We start from the raw sequence: 22,664 nt of genomic DNA on the forward strand, positions 1-22,664 counted from the left end.
CAGCATGACTGGCTCACTTTGGAATGTATGTTTTTTTCTCTTGTTTCTTTTTTCTTTACTTCCTCTGCTTCATTTTTTGCTCCCGATCGCTTGACTTTTAAGACAGTCGCTACACCAATCTAAGTTTTTAGCCTTAACTGAACTGTATTGCCCTATGACAACAGTTACTCCACTTGTGAATTTTCAAGTGAAGCAACTGCTTTCTCTATGCCCAATCAATTTAGACTGTAACTTTTGTACCGTCAAATTTGGTGAAAGTAAAACCGTTAAATTTCTCGTTGTATCCTAGTCTTTCATCCCTGAGTATACTGATTGCAATTTCTTCACCCAAAGCCAAGCCAGCTGCACCATCTGAACGCCAATGGATACCACCGTGACCACGACCAATGTAATAGTTTGTGGCTAATTTATTCAACTCTCCACCGACTGTCAAAGGTGGCCCGCTATAGGGAATTAGTTTGGTTGGGTCGCTGGGATCAGGCTCTACAGGATTGGGAAGGATAAAGTTCTCGTCAAAAAAGGCTTTCAATAATGTAGCTTGCACACCAGCAATGGAGGCAGCACCACCAGTATAAGAAGGATGGAATGGTGCGCCTTCTGGGTAAGCATGGGGCAATAGATAAGTGCCAAATGTGCTGAAGGTTCGAGCTAAAGCTGTGGACTTTAAGACCTCAGAATTAATTGGGTAGTTAGTTCTATTGACAATGTTGTTGTAAATCAGTCCACCATAAGCTTCTGGTCTTAAACGCCGATGGACATAATACTTTTGCCAATATGAAGCTCTGATTGCCCGCGAGGGAGCCAAGTTGAGTAAGGCTTGAAAATGTGCTGGTGCAAATGTAGCCGCAGAACCTTGTTGAGTCTTGGAGTTGATATAGGGATTACCGGGATTCAAAGGCGCGTTACTACTGCTCAAAATTAATAACGCTCCGAAGAACAAAGCCCCACCGATATGAGCTAATTCGCCTAAATCCCGAACAGTAAATACAAAACGACGTGTCGGATCGTACTTAATGGACTTGCCAGAACTACCCCCATTTTGAACAGTTAGCCATTCATTGTAATTAGTGAGGAAGTCATTTTCCTTACCAGCAAGGGCAGTACGAATCAGTGGTGAAATAACCTGAGTGTTGTAAGGAATTTCCCGCAGCAGAAATTGGGAAATATAAGGGCCATCTGTCACCCCTGGAGGCGTTACGTATTTTGCTGTTCTACCAGAGCGATCGCGTTCATCAACATAAATAACGCTGCCACGAAATAAGGTTTGAGGAGTAACAATACCATTTTGTTTTGGCCCTCGGAATGAGGAAAGGCTATTTAGTTCCGCGATCGCAGCTAAGACATTTTCATCTCTATCAAACCGATGAAAAGGTACATCTCTTAATAACGCTTGCCAGTAGAGTTCCACTGCCTCCGCCGCTTGTTCTGCACTATCTAGAGTTGGTGGTGGCGGAACTGATATTTGAGAGGCATTGATTCCTTCTAGGCTAACTGCCAAAGGCCCTTGAGGGTTAACTAATTTCCTCGCACCACCTAAGATAATCCTTTCGTAGTCATCGGGATTTTGTGTTTTTAAAGCCTTAGCCAAAGATTCGTAAGCCTTCAGATCAACTTCGCCTCGTTGATTGTGTGGCAATCCTCTAGTGTCAGTAGCGATTTTGTTAGCATAGCGTTCCTCATCACCGTTCGTGGGATGCGGTGGAATCTCAATCTGCTGATTATTTTGCGCTGCTTGAACACGTACTTGAAAGGCTCGTTGGCGAAACTTGATACACTCAAAATCTTTAGCACGGTTTTTACCCCAAGGAATTTCCTTAGCTTGTACAATATCTCCCTTCTTGGAAGATCCGAAAGGCGAACCAATCATCCCAGCGATAACGCTAGTAGCAGTAAATAAACTAGCGTGACTGAGAAATGAACGTCTATTTACACCGTCTCGTAAAAAAAATCTGCCAAGTCCTTTTCTACTATTACGAAAGTGAGGACTTGCCGTTTCGGTTTGCGATTGTGTATTTTCTTGAGGAAGTTGATGAGAATTGCGATCGGGTTCCATAATGATGAATCTTCGTTGTTAGAGTATAAAATTTTAAGATTGCACTATCAAAAAGTAAGCTCTGTCAAACTAATCTCTTAGCAGAGACGCAAAGCAACACCAAGCAAGGGTAGTTCCAACATTAAGTATTGTTAGTAGAAAACAGCTACAAACAGGCACGCGAAGCAAACCCTATCTCAAGGACAGGTAGGACTTGTACTGAGCTTGCCGAAGTATGCTCACCCCATAATTGGGGATAATTTATTCTTAGAAATCCCAGACTCTTTAACTGAAATTTTGCAGTCTAGAATCAATAATCAACAGCCTTTGAGGAAGCTTTTCCTAGAGCTTTTCAACTATCTATAGATACTGGCTTATGCAGTTCAAGATTGACAACCAAGTTGTTTATCATCAATAGATAATATACTGTAAGTAGATAGACTTACCGTTCTTAGTGATAAAATAAAATTTCCCACAAACATCTGAAAAAAGCAAGATGTCTTTTTCAAAAAAGTCACTAAGCATTTTTATGAGAATAGGACTTACGCAAAAACTCTCTCAAACTCTTACGTCTTCGTGTAATTTGTGTCCTACTCTGCGGGTACTCCTTCGGAGAACTCGGAAGAGTAGCCGCTGATGCGCCTATGCGGTTCGTTCTTCCTTACCCGTGCGTCAGTCCTATTTAGTTAAGTATAAACCGAAGTAGTATTATACTTAGTTATTCTAACTATTCGCATTTAATAAATTTAGATTTACATATATTTTAATTGCGAATAACTTGAATTTTATCTAATGCTATGCAATACTGCTCAATTAATCCCCGTTAAATCGGTCGATGATTGGTATTTTATTGACAATCATCTGTATTACCTTACAAATAAGTCTTCCAGTCCTTCTCTAAGTTATGCACAGATGAAATTAGCTAGTTATGTCTGTGATTTTAAAAATATGACTGTTTATGAATTAAGGAGTGAGAGCTAGTGAGCGCAAATCAATTAGCGTCTGAGCCATCATTTACGACTGACTCCAATCTAGATTTAGAGGCTGATGTTTTAGTAATTGGCGGTGGCCCGGCTGGTGCTTGGGCCGCTTATAATGCTGCGGCTAGTGGAGCTAGGGTTATTTTAGTAGATAAAGGCTATTGTGGCTCTAGTGGTGCAACTGCATCTGGTGGAACCAGTGTGTGGTACGTAGCAAACCCCGACCAACGAGAAACCGCTATGGCGAGTCGGGAAGCTTTGGGAGGGTTTTTAGCAGAGCGAGACTGGATGGAGCGAGTATTAGACCGGACTCATGCAAATCTGCATCAGTTAGGTGATTGGGGTTATCCTTTTCCCTATGACCAGCAAGGACAACCTTATTATCGTTCCCTCCAGCAAGGCGCAGAGTATATGCGTCTGATGCGTAAGCAAATCAAGAAAGCTGGAGTACAGATTCTTGACCATAGCCCCGCCTTAGAATTGCTAGTAGATCAAACAGGCGCAGTAGCCGGAGCGAAAGGTATTCGTCGTCAAGCCGGTGGACGCTGGACAGTCAGAGCAGGAGCAGTAATTATTGCGACGGGTGGATGTGCATTCTTGAGTAAAGCCCTCGGTTGCAATGTCCTGACTGGCGATGGTTATTTAATGGCTGCTGAAGCTGGGGCGGAAATGTCTGGGATGGAATTCTCTAATTCCTATGCTCTCACGCCTGCCTTTGCTTCTGTAACTAAAGGAGCTTTTTATCGTTGGGCAAGATTCACTTACGAAGATGGCACAGTCATCGAAGGTGCTGGTTCGCAACGAGGACGTTCTGTAATTGCGAAAACTTTGCTGACTCAGCCTGTGTACTGTAGCCTCCATGAAACTCCCGAAGAAGTCCGCACTTGGATGCGAACTATCCAGCACAATTTCTTTTTACCATTTGACCGTAAAGGAATTGACCCCTTTACCCAACGCTTTCCAGTCACTCTGCGTTTGGAAGGCACAGTACGAGGTACTGGTGGGATTCGGATTGTTGATAATTCCTGTGCAACCTCAATACCTGGACTATATGCGGCTGGAGATGCTGCCACACGGGAATTAATCTGTGGTGGTTTTACAGGTGGGGGTAGTTACAATGCAGCTTGGGCAATGTCTTCCGGCTATTGGTCTGGACAAGCTGCGGCTAACTATGCTCGTCAATTAGGAGACAAGGCAAATCAACGACGAGTGCATCCAATTGGACAGGCGGCAATTAGTTCTGAGAGTAGTCATACTTTTAATCCGCAAGAAGTTATTCAAGCTACTCAAGCCGAAGTTTTACCATACGATCGCAACCTCTTCCGTACTGAACAAGGCTTAAGCGATTCCTTAGAAAGATTGCATAGTTTATGGCGAGAAATTCGTTATAGTGCTGCACCATCTGATAGCCAAGCATTACCAGCCAGAGAAGCGGCGGCAATGGTTGCTACTGCTCGTTGGATGTATACTTCAGCACAAGCTAGAAAAGAAACTCGTGGAATGCACAAACATCAGGATTATCCGCAACAAGATGCTAACCAGCAATATCGGTTAATTAGTGGCGGATTAGATACAGTTTGGGCAAAATCTGAACAAGAAATCGTCAATAAGGAGTTAGTTGCACTGTGATTGAATTAGTCAGTGAATCTAGGTGTGTTAAATGTAATCTTTGCGTCACAGCTTGTCCTACCAATGTATTTGATGCAGTACCAGGACGTGCGCCGAAAATTGCTCGTCAGAGCGATTGTCAAACCTGTTATATGTGCGAACTATATTGTCCTGTAGATGCGCTGTATGTTGATCCCAACGCTGATGAGTCAGTCCCAGTGGATGAAGAAACTTTGATAGCATCTGGCTTACTTGGTAGCTATCGCAAAAACGTCGGCTGGGGAAAGGGACGCACACCAGCAGCCAAAACTGAGAAGTCGGCTTACTACTATCCAGTTATGCAAAGTAGCAGCAATTTACCTACAGATGCTCAAGGCAGAATCTTACCTTGGCGATCGCAACAAAATAATTCGTAATTTCCACTCTATGAATTCCCAAGTAATTGAGTGCAGTTTTCTTCATCGTCTTTTAGTTTCCATCACAACTGTTGCCTTTTTATTTACTCTGACTGGTTGTACTTCCCAACAAGGCCAGTCTAATAACTCAGCTGTTGCTTCATCTAATACAGATGCTAATTCGACAAAAGCGAAAACCCAGGTTTTGCGAGTTGGCTTTATTAGTTCTGAAAGTAAATTACCAATTGGCCCAGAGGGTTGGGCGTTGCAAAAAGGGAAGTTAACACCTGCACTCAAAAGCTTAGGTGTGACTGAAGTAAAATTTATTCCCTTTGTAGGCGGCCCAGCACTCAACGAAGCCTTAGTTAGCGGTCAATTAGATATGGGTTTGTATGGAGATACACCAGCTTTAGTTGGTCGAGCCGCAGGTTTACCAACCCGATTGATTAATCAGACAAGAGTTGGTCAGAATGCTTGGCTAATTACCAATAAAAATGCTGTAGGCTCAGTTGCACAACTAAAAGGTACAAAAATCGGGGTTGCTAAGGGTACTTATCCGCATCGGTATTTGATGGGTTTGTTAGATAAAGAAGGGCTTACCAAGGATGTAAAAGTAGTGCAAATCCCTTCTGCTGATGCTAAAGCAGCATTGGAAAGAGGAGATATTTCCGCCTATCCATTTGCAATGGGGGCTGGGCCAACATTAGCTTCTCAGGGATTTCCTGTGCTTGATCAAGCTAAAGATCATCAAGGATTAGTTGGGACAGGGGTAAGTGTGGTGACAGAGAATTTTCTTTCTCGTCACCCAGAACTACCGCAAAAGTGGAATCAAATGAGACTACAAGCTTTGCAGGAAATCAAAGCTAATCCAGAGGAATTTTATCAGTTTGCGGCACAGGCAAGTGGAAATGTGCCGTTAGCGATCGCTCAAGAATCCTACCCAATCAACCTTTATCCCACAGAACCTTTTACACCCGAAGGATTAAAACTCTTAAATTCTACAAAGCAGTTTCTCGCCGAGCAGAAATTGTTGAAATCAGATTTTGATATCAAAGATTGGCAAATCTCCAATCCTTAAAAGTGTTTGTATGTTTTGCCTCGCTCTTGGGGAAGGGCGGAACTTCCCCTTTTCTGACTATTAAAGGAGTAAATTTCATGAATACTTATACTCGTCAAGATGCTTCTGGTGTTAACTTAACCACCGATGTCTTAATTATTGGTGGTGGCCCTGCTGGTACTTGGGCAGCTTGGAGTGCAGCTACCAGTGGTGCAAAAGTCGTTTTAGTAGACAAAGGTTACTGCGGTACAAGTGGTGCAGCCGCCGCTTCTGGGAATGGTGTATGGTATGTTCCACCAGACCCAGAACAACGAGAAGCAGCAATGGCCAGTCGAGAAGCGATGGGAGGCTTTTTGGCAGATCGGTACTGGATGAAGAGGGTATTAGATCGCACCTACGATAACATTAACTCCTTAGCAGATGAAGGCTATCCTTTTAGTGTTGATGCTGATGGCAAAGTTATCCGTCGCTCCTTACAAGGGCCAGATTATATGCGCTTCATGCGGCGAAAAATTAAGCAAGCAGGAGTAAAAATTTTAGACCACAGCCCAGCTTTAGAGTTGTTAGTAGATGCAGAAGGTGCTGTAGCTGGAGCAAAAGGGATTAATCGTCAAACTGGGGAACCTTGGAAAGTGAAGGCCGCAGCAGTTGTGATTGCTACAGGTGGCTGTGCTTTCTTGAGTAAGGCTCTTGGTTGTAATGTCTTAACAGGAGACGGTCTATTGATGGCAGCCGAGGCGGGTGCTGACTTCTCTGGGATGGAATTTTCTAATGCCTATGCAATCTCTCCGGCATTTTCTTCTGTCACCAAGACTCGGTATTACGATTGGGCTTCTTTCACCTATGAAGATGGCACAATCATTGAAGGTGCAGGTTCAAAGCGCGGTCGTTCAGTGATTGCCCAAACATTACTGACTCAGCCAGTGTATGCTCGTCTTGACCAAAACATGGATGAAGAGACAAAAGCCTGGATGCGATCATCTCAGCCTAACTTCTTTGTACCTTTCGATCGCGCTGGTATTGATCCTTTCACGCAAAGATTTCCAGTAACCTTACGTTTGGAAGGAACTGTACGCGGTACTGGTGGAATTCGGATTGCAGATTATACCTGTGCTACCTCCGTTAATGGACTTTATGCGGCGGGAGATGCAGCAACTAGAGAGTTAATCTGTGGTGGTTTCACAGGCGGTGGTAGCCATAATGCAGCTTGGGCAATGTCTTCTGGGTACTGGTCTGGACAATCTGCTGCTAACTATGCGCTGAGTTTGGGTGAAAAAGCCAGCCAGCGCAGTATACACCCAGTTGGGGAAGCAGGATTGCATGGAGATGGTCATCATAAATTTTCCCCAGATGAAGCGATCGCCGCAACTCAAGCTGAAGTTTTCCCTTACGATCGCAACCTTTTCCGCAGTGCTACAGGGTTAAGTGCATCTCTAGAAAGACTAGATAACCTCTGGCAAGAAATCCGCCATAGCCAAACACCAGATGATAGCCAAATATTGCGATCGCGCGAAGCTGCTGCGATGATTGCTACGGCGCGGTGGATGTACAACAGTGGTTTGCAACGTCAAGAAACTAGAGGTATGCACAAGCGCATGGATTATCCACAACAAGATCCTCATCAGCAATATCGATTGTTGAGTGGTGGTTTGGATAAGATTTGGGTCAAACCTGAGTCAGTAGTTGCTAACCGAGAATTAGTGACAGTGTAATTAATTATCTTTAGGACTTACGCAATAACTCTCTCAAACTCTTATAACTTCGTGACCTTTGCGCCCTTTGTGGTTTGTTTTTTCATTCTTTTGCGTAAGTCCTAATCTTAAGAAAACCTCTGCGTACTTTTGCGTTAAGCGGAGGGACGCAGAGTGTGAAATTTTGTACTTAATTAATGAAATTACTATCTCAGTTCGGATTCAACTTGAATATTGATTTACCTGCCTTTAGATCCCGCAATTATCGCCTCTACTTTGCTGGGCAAGCCTTGTCAATGACAGGTAATTTCATGACACAAGTAGCGATTCTTTGGCTGATTTATCAATTAACTGATTCAGCCTTACTGTTGGGATTAGCAGGATTTTTTGGTCAATTACCAGTGTTTGCATTAGCCCCAATTTCAGGCATTTTAGCCGATCGCTACAACCGTCATCACCTGTTGCTGCTACTTCAAATTGTAGGTATATCTCTATCTACAATTCTGACAATCATCACATTTTTGGGTTGGGCAAATTTTTCAACATTGTTAACTCTGAGTGCATTGTTGGGTTTACTGAAGGGTTTAGATGTTCCTGTACGCCAAGCATTTGTTAGTGATATGGTCAGTCGTAAACTTATGGGAAATGCCATTGCTTTAAATGCCGCTTTTCTCAATGGTGCGCGTCTGATTGGCCCTGCTGTTGGTGGCATTTTTATTGCTCAGTTTGGTGCAGGATATTGCTTTCTATACGATAGTCTCAGCTATCTGGTGGCTATTTGGGCAATCTCTGCAATGCAGATTACACATAAGCCAGTAGAAATACACAGTAGTAATACATGGCAGAAGTTGAAAGAAGGATTTCAATATGCTTATCAATTCCTGCCTGTGCGTTCAATTTTGCTGTTACTAGCAGTAGCCAGCTTAGTAAATATGTCTTACACGACACTTCTACCCATTTTTGCAGTAGAAATTCTGCGCGGAGATTCGGAAACCTTGGGTTTTCTCACAGCCGCAGCAGCGATGGGATCAGTTTTCGCTTGTGTTTATCTCTGCTTTCGGCAAAATGTAGCAGGTTTAGAGCGTCTAATCGCTTTTTGCCCAGCCATAATGGGAATTGGCTTCATATTTTTCTCTGTGTCTCAAGTTTTCTGGGTTTCTCAGTTAGCTTTGGTATTAATTGGCTGGAGTTCTACGCTTCAAGTAGCTGCTAGTAATACAGTGCTGCAATTGATTGTCGAAGATAGCAAACGAGGTAGGGTAATGAGCTTCTATGCTATGTGTTTTATGGGTATGGCTCCTTTCGGTAATTTGCTGCTAGGAACTCTGGCACATTACTTTCAAGCTTCAAACACACTGATTTTAGGCGGTATCGTTTGCATCTTAGGTTCGCTGCTGTTCTGGCAATATCTGCCGCAAATGGTGAATTTAATTCATTTGAAAACAAAACAGATAGTAAATTAAATTACATAATCTGTCGGGAATAGTTCTTGTTCTTGATATGAAGTGACTCTAATTTGTGAAAATTCTAATAAAAGCTACTATAACTTGGTCGACAAAAAGTAGTATAATAAACAACAAAGCAGATATTTGCCATCCTATTAATTAACTGCACACATCAACACTTCTCGCTTCTGTCTTATTGCTCTGGTTTGAGTTGTGCAATCTCAAATAGTCTGCATTCACAATAATTACAAGGAAAAAATTTCATGAGTGACATACAACTTTACTTTGCTAAAGCATCTACTTTCTCTCAACGCACCCGTGTAGTATTACTAGAAAAAAATATTGACTTTACGCCGTTAGAAGTTGACTTACAGAACAAACCAGATGGGTACACGCAGATTTCACGCTATGGTAAAGTTCCAGCTATTAAACATGGTGATGTCGTAATTTACGAGTCTGCGATTATCAATGAATATCTAGATGAAGTTTTTCCCGAACCACCCTTATTACCGCGTGATCCGGCAAAAAAAGCACAGGCTCGCATCTGGATAGACTATGCTAATACTAGGTTTGTCCCAGCTTTTAACAAATTTCTCCGTGGTAAAGATATCCAAGAACAGGAACAAGGAAGAAGAGAGTTCACTGAAGCACTTTTATATATTGAACAAGAAGGATTAGGCAAAAGTGATTATTTGTTAGGAAATCAGTTTAGCCTTGTGGATATCAGTTTTTATCCTTGGTTTGAACGTTTACCACTGTTAGAACACTTCCGTAAGTTCACACTAACAGCAGAAACACCTCGTTTGCAGACATGGTGGAATTTGGTAAGCGATCGCTCTTCAATTAAAACAGTAGCAAATCCTGTAGATTTCTATTTACAAAGATTCGCCAAAATTCTTGGTGAACCTATTCCCGTTGGTGCAGCGCAAAAATAGCCAACACAAACAAAGTTAACCCCTTGCACTTGGCGAAGTGTAGGGGTTTCTTAATAAGCGTGATGATGCTATTTTCTTTCATTACCGTTCTTGCTGAGTTGGTCGAATGAGAATTTCATTCACATTAACATGGTGCGGCTGAGTTACAGCGTAAGTGATAGCAGCCGCAATATCTTCACTTTGTAGTGGTGTGATTGCTTTTAATCGTTCTTCAACATTTTTCTTAGCTACAGGATCGGTGACATGATTATTAATTTCTGTTTCCACTAAACCAGGCTCGATAATAGTGACGCGAATGTTATCTTTTAAAACTTCCTGGCGTAAGGATTCTGAGAAAGCATTAACACCCCATTTAGTGGCGTTGTATATACCTACACCTGCGCGAGCAATGCGCCCTGCTACTGATGAGATATTGACAATATGACCGCTACCTTGGGCTTTGAATATTGGTAAAACGGCATGGGTAGTATAAAGTACACCAAAGACATTGACCTCAAACATTCGCCGCCAGTCTGAAGTGTTGCCGCCATCAATATTACCAGTCAATGCCACACCTGCGTTATTAACCAGAATATCCACTTGTCCCAACTGAGCGTTTGTTTTGTGTATCAGGTTGTTAGCTTGTGTTTCATCAGTGATATCAGTCACGATGGGTAATGCTTTTCCACCTCTGTCTGCAATGCGCTTTGCTAGTGCTTCTAAGCGATCGCCTCTTCTAGCTGCGATCGCTACTGTTGCTCCTTCTGCTGCTAAGGCAATAGCTGTAGCTTCACCAATACCTGAAGAAGCTCCTGTGATAATAGCTACTTTACTGTTTAATTTTCTTGTCATAATTTACTCCAAAATGATTCACAATTCCATACTTAGGGATAATTTATTATTGATTTGTAAATTCTAAAAATACTTCATATCAAAAACCAGTTTTATATAAAAATTGGTTTAATTTATCAAAATACAATATTGATTTTATGTTTTTTAGCTTAATAAAAAATATAGGTAGATAGAGAAAATAGTAAAACATCCTCCATAATACCTATATTTCATCATAGTTGAGGACGGCGGAAATCAAAGAAGTTTTATGCTTGATAAACAAGCAACTCTCAGGTATTTATCAAACTGCGATCGCGGGATTTTTGTAATAAGCAGGTTCATTTTCTGGCTTCCATTTGATATTACAACCAATACTAGGTTTTTGTTCCAAAGTTACAGCCCGACCTGCCAATACTGCATCAATAGCAGCCCGCAAATCTTTTCCAGTTACTGGTATACCGTTCTGTGGACGGCTATCATCTAATTGTCCACGATATACAAGTCGCTGGGTAGAATCAAACAAGAAAAAGTCAGGAGTACAAGCTGCAAAAAAGCTTTTAGCAGTTGCTTGAGTTTCGTCAAATAACAGAGGATAAGTTAAATCTAACTCTTGTGCAAAAGCTTTCAAATATAAGGGTGAGTCATCGGGGTGAGTGTTAACATCATTAGCACTAATTGCCACAATTCCTAGATTGCTCTGGGTGCTTTGTGCGTAGTCTTTACCCAGTTGTGCTAATTCATATTTTATGTGCTGCACATAAGGACAATGACGGCTCAAAAATATTACTAGCAAAGCTTTTTTATTAGCAAAATCAGCTAGAGAAACTGTCTTACCAGAAACCACATCTGGTAAATGAAAATCAGGTGCTAATGTACCTAAAGGTAACATTGTAGAAAAAGTCTTTGCCATAATTCTGAATTTTCTTGTAAGAGCGTGTCGAAGTAAAATTATTGCTGTTAACACCAAAACATTAAAAACCTAACTCTTCTAGTAAAAGTGGGTTTCAAAGCCTCTACGCCACTTGCTACAACGCGGGGAACCCGCGCAACGCAGTGGCTTCTCCTTGCAGGGAAGAGGTTTGGAGAGGGGTTTTTAGTATCTTTCACGATTTTTCAAACATCCTCTTAAATAGCTACAGCTACACGTTTGTTGTAAGCAGAAGCATCTCCCTTCACAGCCTGACTCTGCTGACCATTCACACCAACTGGGGTATCTCCTACAATAGTGACTCGTTGGACATGGCGGGGTTGATTGCCATAATCTGCGACTGCATAATGTTGAGTAGCGCGGTTATCCCAAAACGCCACATCGCCTACTTGCCAACGCCAACGGACTGTATTTTCAGGACGTGTTACATATGACTGCAACAGTCGGATAATATCAGCAGATTCAGTTGGTGATAATCCACGAATCTGGCGTACAAAACCACCTATGAACAGTCCTCGTTCGCCAGACTCAGGATGAACGCGCACTACTGGATGTAGAGTTTCATACACAGTCGATGTAAAAATAGCGCGGTAAGCTTTGACATCTTCAGGAAGATTAACTGCGGCTTCTGCATAGTCATAGGCGTTACTATGGACAGCCCAGAGTTCGTTAGCAAGATTACGTAAATCATCTGGTAAATCTTGATATGCAGTCACAGAGTTTGCCCAAATAGTGTCACCCCCATAAGGAGGAATCACCAATGCCCTTAAGATAGAACCTAACGGAGGACGATCTACAAAAGTCACATCAGTATGCCAATTATTCGCACGGCTAGCAGTTTTTCCATAATTCAAATCCAAAACTTCTGGATGTCCAGCCAGAGATGGGACTGTAGGATGGGCGGTAGTAATTTCTCCAAAACGGCGAGCAAAAGCAACTTGTCCGTTCGCATCCAGATTTTGATTACGGAAGAAAATTACTTTGTATTGGATGAGAGCCTGACGAATCTCGCTGATAATATCGTCACTGAGATTAGCACTCAAATCAATTCCTAAAATCTTCGCACCAATACGTCCAGCAACTGGTTTGATTTCTAAATGTTGATAAGTCATTTTGTTCTCCAATGAGTAGAGGTAAAGGTGTAAATTGAGCGGAAAATTACAGCATCAGGTACAAAAATCAGATTTTTGTTCAATTGTTGGAATTTGAAGCGATCGCAATTGAAACTGTTGTATAACTCTAAAGAGTGAATAAGTAAATTACTAATGACTCATTTGCAATAATTGATTTGCATGATTACTTTCATAGTTCATCACTTTTTCTAAGACTGTCTCTCTGATATTGACGAATACCTCACTAGCCCTATCTCGTGGACGAGATAATTTTACAGATACATCTAACGCAACCCGTCCTTCTTCAATGACTATCACCCTGTCTGCTAAAGCCACAGCTTCCTCTACATCATGGGTGACTAAAAATGCTGTAAAGCCTCTTTGTTGCCACAAATCTTCGATTAAATGTTGCATCTCTAAGCGAGTTAACGCATCTAATGCTCCTAAAGGTTCATCAAGTAGTAATAAATGTGGTTGGCTGACTAATGCTCTGGCTAATGCTACTCGTTGTCTTTGTCCTCCAGATAATACATGAGGCCATTCACTAGCTCTATCTTTAAGTCCGACTTGTTCTAATACCCAAGCTGCTCTTGTACGCCAATTTTCTTGCAAACCCAAACCTACATTTTCAATCACTCGTTTCCAAGGTAACAAGCGGGAATCTTGAAACATTACTCTTACAGAGTGACTGAGTTTACGTAGCGGTTCTCCATCTAACAAGATGCCGCCTGTCGTGGGTTTATCTAACCCTGATACAAGGCGTAGTAAAGTACTTTTACCACAACCACTGCGTCCCACAATTGCAATAAACTCTCCTGGTGCTACTTCTAAATTTAATGACTTCAAAACAGTTTTATTACCAAAAACTTTAGTTAAATTTAGAATTTGTAGCTGTGTTCCTTGTATGTAGGAAACCATATAATTTTCTCCTTTGTAGAGTAGATGAGCAAGTTGCTATCAAAGATAGTAATTTAGGCTGAAAGTGGAAATAGAGAGACTGAAGTAGAGGTGAAAAATATTTAATGTTTCTTGAAAGCTTTTACCCAGCTTTGTAGTTGGGATTCCAAGATAAGAATTTGGTTTCTAGAGCTTTTGCTATGGAATTTGCTAATTTACCTAGCAGTGCATAAATCACAATACTTAACACAACAACATCTGTTTGCATAAATTCACGGGCATTCATCGCCATATAACCAATGCCAGAATCTGCGGCAATTTGTTCGGCTACAATCAACGATAGCCACATAATACCTAAAGAAAAGCGAACACCAATCAAAATCGAAGGCAAAGCTCCTGGAAATACAATTTCCCACAAAAGTTGGGGTGTCTTTAAACCATAAACTCTGCCCATTTCAATAAGTCCTGGATCTACGCTACGGATTCCGTGATAAGTATTTAGATAAATTGGGAAAAATACACCTATAGAAACTAGAAATAATCTAGCTTGATCGCCAATACCAAACCATAAAATTACTAGAGGAATTAATGCCAAGTTGGGAATAGTACGCAGCATTTGTAAGGAACTATCTAACAGTTGTTCTGCAATGCGAGAAAACCCAGTAAGTAAGCCCAAAATAAAGCCAATTCCACCGCCAACAATAAAACCAGATACAGCGCGTGCAGCACTGATTCCCATGTGTTGAAAAATTTCTCCAGTTGAAGCTAGCCTAAATGCTGTAAAAACTACGCTACTTGGTGCTGGTAGAATTCTGCTGGATAATAATCCAATTCTAGAAGAAACTTCCCAGATTAGTAACACGATAAAAGGTACTATCCAGGGAACGATTTTATCGGCGTATTTGTTATTAAATATCGCTTCTAGTGAAGCTTCCCTGCTTTTAGTCTTTTTGAAGGTAATAGTCATAAGATGCTTAATTTTTGTCGAAGTTTTTCTTGCAGACTATTTTGTTAACAGAGCTAATTACTGATGCCGTTATGTATGTTTGTTCTAAACAAGCAGACGCAGGAAATAGCGTAGAATTAGCCAAAATCGTTGCTTTGTTGCTAGAGTAGTTTCTATAAAATACTGCAAATCGACCAATTTACCGTAGTTTGTAATAAAGATTTTACACGAAATTATATAAAAAGCAACCACAAGTAAATCACAGAGGCAAAACAGGACTGGAAAGGAAGAGGACATTGCGGGTTTGTTAGAAAGTAAAAGTAGTGCGGAGAGTCCCTACCCAGATGGGATCGTTAGCATCGTTATGTTCGGGCTTGGTAATTAGGTAACAACTTGGGGTAATTCTGATATTGTCATTGACTCGGAATGTGTAAAAAGCTTCTAAATGTAAAGAAGTATCTGGATCTTCTCGACGGGCGGCTGTGGGCGTTGGACGATAATCATTGCTAGTCACTTTGGGTGGCACACCAATAATGAATCCAGCAAGGTTGCCTTCTTTAAACAAATCTGGAAAGCCAAATGTAAGCGCAGCATTGATTATAGTTGCATCATTATCTCCATTGCTTAGTTGATTAGCCAGGGTATAACCGAACCAACCACCTAAATGAAAGCGCGTATTAGCTCTCCAGTTAAATTGAAGTCCGAAGTTATCAGTCGAGGTAGCATTTTGCCCAAAAGGATTTCTAGCAAAGGCACTACCTGTCCCACCAGTAAGATTAAAAGATCCGTTACCAAAGTATTTATGTACGTAGGTTAGACCAATATCTAGCTGACGATTAGGTGATATGGTCAATTGAGCTAATGCAGTATTGTTGCCATTGAAGAATCCATTACCTTCGTCTGGTAGATTGGCTTGCTGATCAAAGGTGATGTAACCTGCGTTTAATTGCAACTGATTGTTGAACTTATAGGCAAAGGCTGCGCCAGCACCATCAAAACCTGGTCGATAGATAGTAGGGTTAAAAGCAGCAAAGCGGGAAGCTGCACCATTTAGTCCACCCACTGAGGCATTTAAGGTTGGTGTAAAGATAGCTGGTTGCAAAGCCCTAGGTCCTATCCAGATAGTTCCTTGTTTTCCTACTGGGAAACGATAGACTAACTGACTAAGATATATTCCTTCTCTACCTTCAGCATCAAAAGTAAAACGGGTCATTGAGGTTCCCGTAGTGCTGGTTAAGTTAGGGATAGTGTTCTGTGTCAGAATTGCTGTTAGTTGATCTCTGCCAGTAAAGCTAGTTTGGAAGAAAAGTCTAGTGCGGTAGGCAAAAACAGCATTGGTACTATCTTCAGTATCATCAGCTGGAGTATTATTAACGCGATCGCCAAATGTATCAGCTACCACAAATGTTGCATCACCCACCAATTTGGTAGTTGTAGAAAACTGATTGGCTTCTACCTGGGCAGTGCGTGCTTCTAAAGTATCCAGCTTACCTCGTAAAGCTACTAATTCCGAAGCAAATTCTGCTTGCAACTTTTGCAAAGTAGCTAAATCTTCCTGACGTACCAAATCTGCCGTATTTGTAGCAATTAGTTCATTGAGTCGGCTTAAAGCAGCATTTAAACCAGCCGCAAATTCATAACGTGTTAAAGCACGATTACCTTTAAATGTGCCATCTGGATAACCTGCAATGACACCGTAGCGTTCAACTAAAGATTGTAAAGCTTGAAATGCCCAATCTGTAGGCTGAACATCAGATAACTCAGAAACAGATGTCACTTGTGCTAGAGGTTCGTTTTGATCAGATACATTTAGTATTTCGGCTGCACTTGCATCTGAAGTCAGGATGAAAAATCCATTAACAAGGGCTGGGATAACTAGCCCATAATTCCACAAAACTTTCAACATTGGTGATTGAGTTATGCACAGAGAATTAACAAATCTTTGATTGCCAGCACCCTAGATGATTTTGATATCCCAAATTAGATATATATTTCGGAGAAAGATTATCTTAAAAGAGGGTTATTAATAAAAACCTTTGGCAAAAGCTCTATGGTCTTAAAAAATCATGCACCAAGCAATAGAGAACATGAGGTATTGATTTGAAAAGCTGAATTAGCTTGATATCCTTGCAAGTTAACTATGCTGAGTTAAGGCTAGGGACTGTTTTCAAACTCTGTGATCCTCCAACACCCTTCAAAAGGGAGGCTAAGAAACTCTTAAAGTCCACGACAGTCGCTTCAAGTCGGGAAACCCGCCCACAGCACTGTCCCCCCTTTTGAAGGGGGATTTAGGGGGAGCTAAAAAGTTAGGAGGCAACATGAATAGTTTGAAAACACGACCTAGGCAAAGGAAGAAGGTTTAAGGGGCAGGGACAAAAATTTTTTCCTTTCCCCTTTATGCTTGACCCTTTCAAGTTGGATTAGCGAACTACTAACTAGTGACCGTTAGCATACTACTTTAAGAATATCGAGTTTTAGTAGTTTGCTATTAATTCAGGATATTTGCATAATTTTTCAAAAAAAACAATACCCTTGCTATATATTGTTTTAGAACTTGTCTTAGAACTTTGAGCAAACTTGTGTTAAGCACTACTTGCATTTTTCTTGTAAGTGTGAAAAGCTTGCTTATGAATAAAATACGGTAAATCAATCGATTTAAAGTATTTTAAGATTAATAGACAACAGATAAAGTGAGTTCAACAGATATAAAGCACCCCTGTTTAAACTTCTCCACTCCACAGGCTTCTGTTTGAACATTGTTTATGGCGGGTAAGCCCAAGTGAAGTAAATACCGAAGAAGCATTACTAGCAGTTAAGCCTTCTGGATACTTAAAAATACGGGTGCAAAGGGGGAAAATGGTTTATTTGACTCAAGGCGTTAGTGTTAACAATCAACGCCATGCGATCGCGCCTTTAATCTAATACGTCCACATCAACTAATTTAGCTATCGAACAGAGAAAAAAGCAGATGAGCAAAAAACGCCAGTTTCGTTTAGGTGCATTTATTCAAGCCACTGGACATCATGTTTCGGCTTGGCGACATCCAGATGCACAAATAGACGCTGGGTTAAATTTCGAGCATTACAAAGAAATTACCCAGACTGCCGAACGTGGCTTATTCGATGCAGTGTTTTTGGCGGACAGTCCAGGGGTTTGGGGTGGCGCACCAGAAACTCAAAAACGCAATGGTAAGCTTGTTCATTTTGAGCCTGTAACACTTTTTTCGGCCTTGTCTACTGTTACCAAAAACATCGGCTTTATTGCTACCGCCTCAACTACCTACGAACAACCCTATACCTTGGCTCGTAAATTTGCCTCTTTAGATTATTTAAGTGAAGGCCGGACAGGGTGGAATGTAGTCACCACAGGTAATGAAAATGCGGCTGCTAATTTTGGACTTGAGCATCATCCAGAACATAGCCAACGCTACGAACGCGCCCAAGAGTTTGTAGAAGTAGTGAAAGGTTTGTGGGATAGTTGGGAAGATGATGCCTTTATCCGTGATAGAGAATCTGGTGTTTATTTCGACCCCAAAAAACTGCATATCCTCAATCACAAAGGTAAATATTTTTCTGTCAAAGGCCCCTTGAACGTTGCTCGTCCGCCCCAAGGCTATCCAGTAATTGTGCAAGCAGGAGCTTCGGAAGCAGGGCGAGAATTAGCAGCACAGACTGCTGAGGTGATTTTTACTGCGAATCAAACCCTAGCCGATGCCCAAGAATTTTACGCTGATATCAAAGGTAGGCTCACAAAATATGGGCGTTCTCCAGAGGATCTAAAAATTATGCCTGGGGCTTTTCCGATCATTGGCCGGACTGAAGAAGAAGCTCAAGAAAAATACGAATTCATTCAATCGTTAATTCATCCCGATGTAGCTTGGGGTATTTTGCGAAACTATTACAAAGGTGTTGATTTGTCGAAATATTCTCTAGATGACCTAGCACCTGAATTGCCTAGTGAGACTAACAACAACAAGAGCCGTCTAAAACTAGTAAAAGATTTGGCTACTCGTGGCACTCTTACACTGCGCCAGTTATATCTAGCTCTGGCTACTGCAAGAGGTCATCGCACGATAATTGGTACACCCGAAAGTATTGCCGACCAACTAGAAGAATGGTTCAACAATGGTGCAGCAGATGGTTTTAACATTATGCCGCCCATCTTGCCTACAGGGTTGGATGACTTCGTTAATTTAGTCGTTCCTATTCTTCAAAAACGCGGTCTATTCCGTACCGAATACGAAGGTCATACCTTGCGGGAAAACTTGGGGCTGCGTCGTCCTGTTAATCAATTTGCTGTTCAACAAGTGGATGAAAGATTGGTGCTGGCGTAAGTTAATTTCTCACGGATGGTTAAGCCATATTTTTTAAAACGCCTCTTTTGCAGATCACCGCCTAGGTGCTGCACATTTCCTCGTAGATAGCTGACTTGATTTGTAATTTTTTCCAGGACAAAAACATGACTGAATATAGCAGATTAAAAACTTCGCGCTCCGCAGCAATTAGAGCAACTTTAGATTACCCAATCATTGACACCGACGTTCACACTAATGATTTCACTCCGGCACTTGAGGATTACATTGCTAATTACGGTGGTTCTAAACTCGTAGACGAATTACGCAAAGCTGAATCTTCTCGTCTTAATTCCAAAGTCAACGGTAAAGACTGGTATCAACAAACCCCAGAAGAACGTCAATACAACCGCACAATTCGTTCTCCTTGGTGGGCAAGAGTTACCCGCAATACTCTAGATTTAGCTACTTATACTTTGCCCGAACTCTTCTATCAGCGTCAGGCAGAACAGGGATCAGATTATTCTGTATTGTTTCCTAATAACGTTCTTGCACCTGCGGGAGCTAAACCAGAACATCGCCAAGCACTGCAACGGGCTGTAAATCATTATCATGCAGACTTGTATCGGAAATATAGCGATCGCCTGACGGTGGTAGCTGGCATCCCGATGACTACTCCTCAAGAAGCAGTTGAAGAGTTAGAGTTTGCTGTAGAAACACTAGGGTTAAAAGTAGCAAATATTCCTGGTGGTGTGAAACGGCCAATTAAGGCGATCGCAGATAAATATCCATCTGACCAATTCCCGGAAATCGCTAAATATGCCTCTTACATCGACTTCTACGGCTTAGATAGTGAATACGACTACGATCCATTCTGGGCAAAAGCCGTTGAATTAGGTGTACCCATTACTACCCATTACGGCAGTCAAGGTTGGACTGGACGCTCTTCTATCAGCAACTACATGAACAACCACATCGGTCACTTTGCCGATGGTTCACAAGCATTCGCCAAAGCACTGTTCTTTGGTGGTGTTACCAAGCGTTTCCCACAATTGCGCGTAGCTATGCTTGAAGGTGGTGCAGATTGGGGCGCACACGTCTACATTCATTTAGTAGACCGTTTCTCCAAGCGCAGCCTCAAAGGACTGCAAAATTACAACCCAGAACTAACAAATTCTGATGAGTTATTCGCATTGTTTGAGCGTTTTGGTAGTGAATTCCTAGAAGCCCATGCGCTGAGTAAAGAAGAATTGACAAAGAGTGTTTTAGGTTCTTCCTTTAACCGCCATAGCCGTTCACCAGTTGGTAGCGAATTAGAAGACTTTGCTGCGGCTGGGATTGAAAGCATTGAAGATATTCGCGATCGCTGGGTGAATACTTTCTTCTTTGGTTCTGAATCTGACGATCGCACCATTGGCGCAGCATTCAACGATAAAGCCAATCCCTTGGGTGTGAAAATCAACGCCATCTATTCCTCTGATGTTGGTCACTGGGATGTACCCGACTTGACAGATCCTCTAGCAGAAAGCTGGGATTTAGTGCAAGAAGGGGTGATTTCTGAAGCTGACTTTAAAGCTTATGTCTTCGGTAATCCTTATAAGTTCTACACCCAAGCTAACCCTGACTTCTTCAAGGGTACAGCGATTGAATCCAAGGTAAACAACCTTGCGTCTCCACAAGCTGATAAAAACCTTGTAGTCGCTTAAATCTTTGCTGTGAGACTACAAGATCCCCGACTTCTTAAAGAAGTCGGGGATCTGACCACCAAACATACACTTGAGGAATTACAACTATGGCTATCGAACGTCGCTCTGGTTTATTGCCTTATCTGTTCTCTGCTGTTGCTGAAGATGCCAACAAACCCGCGCCTCTGGTTGTGTTTTTACATGGCGCACGCGATCGCGGTAATGATTTAGATGTGCTGCTGAAATGGGGTTTACCTCGTTTTGTGAATGAATCCAGCCCCTTACCTTACTTCTTTTTAGCACCCCAACTTCCTGAAGGGCAGACTTGGGTGGAGCGAGAATCAGATGTAATCGCTTTGTTGGATAATTTTATCGCCTCCCGGCCTATCGATCCGTCTCGTGTCATTATATCTGGGTTCAGCTTAGGTACGGCTGGGGCATGGCACATCGCTGCTTCTCATCCTGGTCGCTTTGCTGGACTGGTAGCGGTATCTGGTCGTGTTCCCAAAACTTTAGAAGCCAGTCAATTAGATGCACTCAAGGAAATTCCGATCCAAATATTCCAAGGTGCTAAGGACGAAAAGCTCTCAGTTGAAGATACGCAGCAGATTGTCGATACCTTGCGCGGATTGGGGGGAACAGTAGATTTTACTGTACTGCCTGAAGGCGATCATTTTATTGCCGATGAAGTTTACACTGATTTGAAATTGCAACAGTGGTTTGTTTCTCAGAGTCGTCGTCAAGCTTCTGTAGTTGTCTGAGGCGGAATATCGAGAAACTAACTGCTAGATTTTAGACCTCTTGCATAAATTTTTTTGTCTCACGCAAAGACGCAAAGAAATGACATTATCAACAACTAAACTCGGTAAAACGGGATTGACTGTTTCCCGTCTCTGTCTGGGTACAATGACTTTCGGCTTGCAGACAGATGAAGAAACTTCCAGACGTATCCTCGATACTGCGGCTGAAGCTGGTATCAATTTTCTTGATACAGCTGATGTTTATCCGCTTGGCGGAGGATTAACTACAGCTGGAAGTACCGAAGAAATTATTGGGCGTTGGCTCAAAGGTAAACGCGAACATTTTATCTTAGCGACAAAGGCTGTTGGCCGGGTTGGCACTGCGCCTTGGGATCAAGGTGCTTCTCGCAAACATATATTAGATGCGATCGATGCTTCCCTCAGAAGATTGAGAACTGATTATGTTGACTTGTACCAATTACATTCTGATGATGCTTCAACTCCTCTTGATGAAACTCTAGAAGCATTGGATACTATAGTTCGTGCTGGAAAAGTACGCTATATCGGGGTTTCTAACTTCTTAGCTTACCGACTGGCTCGCGCTTTGGGTCGTGCCGAGGTGAGAAATTTGACCCGTTTTGTGTCAATTCAACCCCGCTACAATTTGTTGTTCCGCGAGATTGAGCGAGAACTTTTACCACTGGCGCAAGAAGAAGGATTAGGTGTAATTCCTTACAATCCTTTGGCAGGTGGTTTACTGACTGGGAAGCATAACCTTGCTCAAGGCCCTACGGAAGGTACACGTTTTACTCTGGGGACTGCGGCGGAACGTTATCAAGAACGTTATTGGCGCGATCGCGAGTTTAATACTGTTGAGGAATTACGTACAGTTGCAGAATTCGCTGGATTGCCACTCACTACTTTAGCAGTAGCTTGGGTTTTGGCTAATCCGATTATTACGGCTCCCATTATTGGTGCTAGCCGTCCAGAACAACTCGCTGACAGCCTCAAAGCCACAGAAGTAAAACTCGACGACAATTTGAAACAAAAGCTAGACGACATCACCGCCGAATACCGCAAGGGTGATTCTCTGCGTTAGGAATGAAAATTAA

At 42.0% G+C, this 22,664-nt stretch carries 17 protein-coding genes; 10 read left to right on the forward strand and 7 right to left on the reverse strand.

What is annotated here, in order from left to right:
• Nucleotides 1-220: 220 nt before the first annotated feature.
• Complete coding sequence (locus tag H6G74_RS14880) at nt 221-2,053, reverse strand: vanadium-dependent haloperoxidase (protein ID WP_190968412.1); 1,833 nt, start codon at nt 2,051-2,053, stop codon at nt 221-223.
• A 959-nt stretch (nt 2,054-3,012) separates the two neighbouring features.
• Between H6G74_RS14880 and H6G74_RS14885 the strand changes: the two genes are divergently transcribed.
• The 6 genes from H6G74_RS14885 (at nt 3,013) to H6G74_RS14910 (ending at nt 10,143) form a co-directional block, all read left to right on the forward strand.
• Complete coding sequence (locus tag H6G74_RS14885; RefSeq protein ID WP_190968413.1) at nt 3,013-4,641, forward strand: FAD-dependent oxidoreductase; 1,629 nt, start codon at nt 3,013-3,015, stop codon at nt 4,639-4,641.
• The gene (locus H6G74_RS14890) at nt 4,638-5,036 is read left to right on the forward strand and encodes a 4Fe-4S binding protein (protein ID WP_190968414.1); all 399 of its coding nucleotides are present in this window, start codon (nt 4,638-4,640) and stop codon (nt 5,034-5,036) included. The genes H6G74_RS14885 and H6G74_RS14890 overlap by 4 nt, the downstream gene beginning before the upstream one ends.
• Nucleotides 4,987-6,093: an ABC transporter substrate-binding protein gene (locus H6G74_RS14895; RefSeq protein ID WP_242051236.1), complete on the forward strand. Its 1,107-nt coding sequence runs from the start codon at nt 4,987-4,989 to the stop codon at nt 6,091-6,093. The genes H6G74_RS14890 and H6G74_RS14895 overlap by 50 nt, the downstream gene beginning before the upstream one ends.
• Nucleotides 6,094-6,170: 77 nt before the next feature.
• Complete coding sequence (locus tag H6G74_RS14900) at nt 6,171-7,784, forward strand: FAD-dependent oxidoreductase (RefSeq protein WP_190968415.1); 1,614 nt, start codon at nt 6,171-6,173, stop codon at nt 7,782-7,784.
• Nucleotides 7,785-7,960: 176 nt separating this feature from the next.
• Nucleotides 7,961-9,226: an MFS transporter gene (locus H6G74_RS14905; protein ID WP_190968416.1), complete on the forward strand. Its 1,266-nt coding sequence runs from the start codon at nt 7,961-7,963 to the stop codon at nt 9,224-9,226.
• 245 nt (nt 9,227-9,471) lie between these two features.
• On the forward strand, nt 9,472-10,143 hold the full coding sequence (locus H6G74_RS14910; RefSeq protein WP_190968417.1) for a glutathione S-transferase family protein: 672 nt from the start codon (nt 9,472-9,474) through the stop codon (nt 10,141-10,143).
• Between the two features lie 81 nt (nt 10,144-10,224).
• Here the strand turns inward: H6G74_RS14910 and H6G74_RS14915 are convergent, their stop codons facing one another.
• The 6 genes from H6G74_RS14915 to H6G74_RS14940 all read right to left on the reverse strand — a co-directional run bounded on the left by H6G74_RS14915 (nt 10,225) and on the right by H6G74_RS14940 (nt 16,742).
• Nucleotides 10,225-10,974, reverse strand: coding sequence for an SDR family oxidoreductase (locus H6G74_RS14915; RefSeq protein WP_190968418.1), 750 nt, complete (start codon nt 10,972-10,974; stop codon nt 10,225-10,227).
• Between the two features lie 280 nt (nt 10,975-11,254).
• Nucleotides 11,255-11,863: a thioredoxin family protein gene (locus tag H6G74_RS14920; protein WP_190968419.1), complete on the reverse strand. Its 609-nt coding sequence runs from the start codon at nt 11,861-11,863 to the stop codon at nt 11,255-11,257.
• A gap of 215 nt (nt 11,864-12,078) precedes the next feature.
• Nucleotides 12,079-12,993 carry a TauD/TfdA dioxygenase family protein gene (locus H6G74_RS14925; protein ID WP_190968420.1) on the reverse strand — a complete coding sequence of 305 codons (915 nt, stop codon included), beginning with the start codon at nt 12,991-12,993 and terminating at the stop codon, nt 12,079-12,081.
• A gap of 150 nt (nt 12,994-13,143) precedes the next feature.
• Nucleotides 13,144-13,911 carry an ATP-binding cassette domain-containing protein gene (locus tag H6G74_RS14930; protein ID WP_190968421.1) on the reverse strand — a complete coding sequence of 256 codons (768 nt, stop codon included), beginning with the start codon at nt 13,909-13,911 and terminating at the stop codon, nt 13,144-13,146.
• Nucleotides 13,912-14,032: 121 nt separating this feature from the next.
• Nucleotides 14,033-14,857 (reverse strand): ABC transporter permease subunit, encoded by an 825-nt coding sequence (locus tag H6G74_RS14935; RefSeq protein ID WP_190968422.1) that lies wholly within the window; start codon nt 14,855-14,857, stop codon nt 14,033-14,035.
• A gap of 286 nt (nt 14,858-15,143) precedes the next feature.
• Nucleotides 15,144-16,742 carry an iron uptake porin gene (locus tag H6G74_RS14940; RefSeq protein WP_190968423.1) on the reverse strand — a complete coding sequence of 533 codons (1,599 nt, stop codon included), beginning with the start codon at nt 16,740-16,742 and terminating at the stop codon, nt 15,144-15,146.
• A 1,062-nt stretch (nt 16,743-17,804) separates the two neighbouring features.
• Between H6G74_RS14940 and H6G74_RS14945 the strand changes: the two genes are divergently transcribed.
• The 4 genes from H6G74_RS14945 (at nt 17,805) to H6G74_RS14960 (ending at nt 22,651) form a co-directional block, all read left to right on the forward strand.
• Nucleotides 17,805-19,169, forward strand: coding sequence for an LLM class flavin-dependent oxidoreductase (locus H6G74_RS14945; protein WP_190968424.1), 1,365 nt, complete (start codon nt 17,805-17,807; stop codon nt 19,167-19,169).
• Between the two features lie 125 nt (nt 19,170-19,294).
• Nucleotides 19,295-20,833: an amidohydrolase family protein gene (locus H6G74_RS14950; protein WP_190968425.1), complete on the forward strand. Its 1,539-nt coding sequence runs from the start codon at nt 19,295-19,297 to the stop codon at nt 20,831-20,833.
• A gap of 86 nt (nt 20,834-20,919) precedes the next feature.
• Nucleotides 20,920-21,573, forward strand: a complete 654-nt coding sequence (locus H6G74_RS14955) for a carboxylesterase family protein (RefSeq protein WP_190968426.1) — start codon at nt 20,920-20,922, stop codon at nt 21,571-21,573.
• 79 nt (nt 21,574-21,652) lie between these two features.
• On the forward strand, nt 21,653-22,651 hold the full coding sequence (locus H6G74_RS14960) for an aldo/keto reductase (RefSeq protein WP_190968427.1): 999 nt from the start codon (nt 21,653-21,655) through the stop codon (nt 22,649-22,651).
• Nucleotides 22,652-22,664: the final 13 nt, after the last annotated feature.

This window comes from Nostoc spongiaeforme FACHB-130 (assembly GCF_014698475.1).
GTDB lineage: Bacteria > Cyanobacteriota > Cyanobacteriia > Cyanobacteriales > Nostocaceae > Nostoc_B > Nostoc_B spongiaeforme.

Coding starts and splice junctions, on each gene's coding strand:
- H6G74_RS14880 (WP_190968412.1), bottom strand. CDS start 2,053: ATGGAACCCGATCGCAATTCTCATCAACTTCCTCAAGAAAATACACAA.
- H6G74_RS14895 (WP_242051236.1), top strand. CDS start 4,987: ATGCTCAAGGCAGAATCTTACCTTGGCGATCGCAACAAAATAATTCGT.
- H6G74_RS14900 (WP_190968415.1), top strand. CDS start 6,171: ATGAATACTTATACTCGTCAAGATGCTTCTGGTGTTAACTTAACCACC.
- H6G74_RS14905 (WP_190968416.1), top strand. CDS start 7,961: ATGAAATTACTATCTCAGTTCGGATTCAACTTGAATATTGATTTACCT.
- H6G74_RS14910 (WP_190968417.1), top strand. CDS start 9,472: ATGAGTGACATACAACTTTACTTTGCTAAAGCATCTACTTTCTCTCAA.
- H6G74_RS14915 (WP_190968418.1), bottom strand. CDS start 10,974: ATGACAAGAAAATTAAACAGTAAAGTAGCTATTATCACAGGAGCTTCT.
- H6G74_RS14920 (WP_190968419.1), bottom strand. CDS start 11,863: ATGGCAAAGACTTTTTCTACAATGTTACCTTTAGGTACATTAGCACCT.
- H6G74_RS14925 (WP_190968420.1), bottom strand. CDS start 12,993: ATGACTTATCAACATTTAGAAATCAAACCAGTTGCTGGACGTATTGGT.
- H6G74_RS14930 (WP_190968421.1), bottom strand. CDS start 13,911: ATGGTTTCCTACATACAAGGAACACAGCTACAAATTCTAAATTTAACT.
- H6G74_RS14935 (WP_190968422.1), bottom strand. CDS start 14,857: ATGACTATTACCTTCAAAAAGACTAAAAGCAGGGAAGCTTCACTAGAA.
- H6G74_RS14940 (WP_190968423.1), bottom strand. CDS start 16,742: ATGTTGAAAGTTTTGTGGAATTATGGGCTAGTTATCCCAGCCCTTGTT.
- H6G74_RS14945 (WP_190968424.1), top strand. CDS start 17,805: ATGAGCAAAAAACGCCAGTTTCGTTTAGGTGCATTTATTCAAGCCACT.
- H6G74_RS14950 (WP_190968425.1), top strand. CDS start 19,295: ATGACTGAATATAGCAGATTAAAAACTTCGCGCTCCGCAGCAATTAGA.
- H6G74_RS14955 (WP_190968426.1), top strand. CDS start 20,920: ATGGCTATCGAACGTCGCTCTGGTTTATTGCCTTATCTGTTCTCTGCT.
- H6G74_RS14960 (WP_190968427.1), top strand. CDS start 21,653: ATGACATTATCAACAACTAAACTCGGTAAAACGGGATTGACTGTTTCC.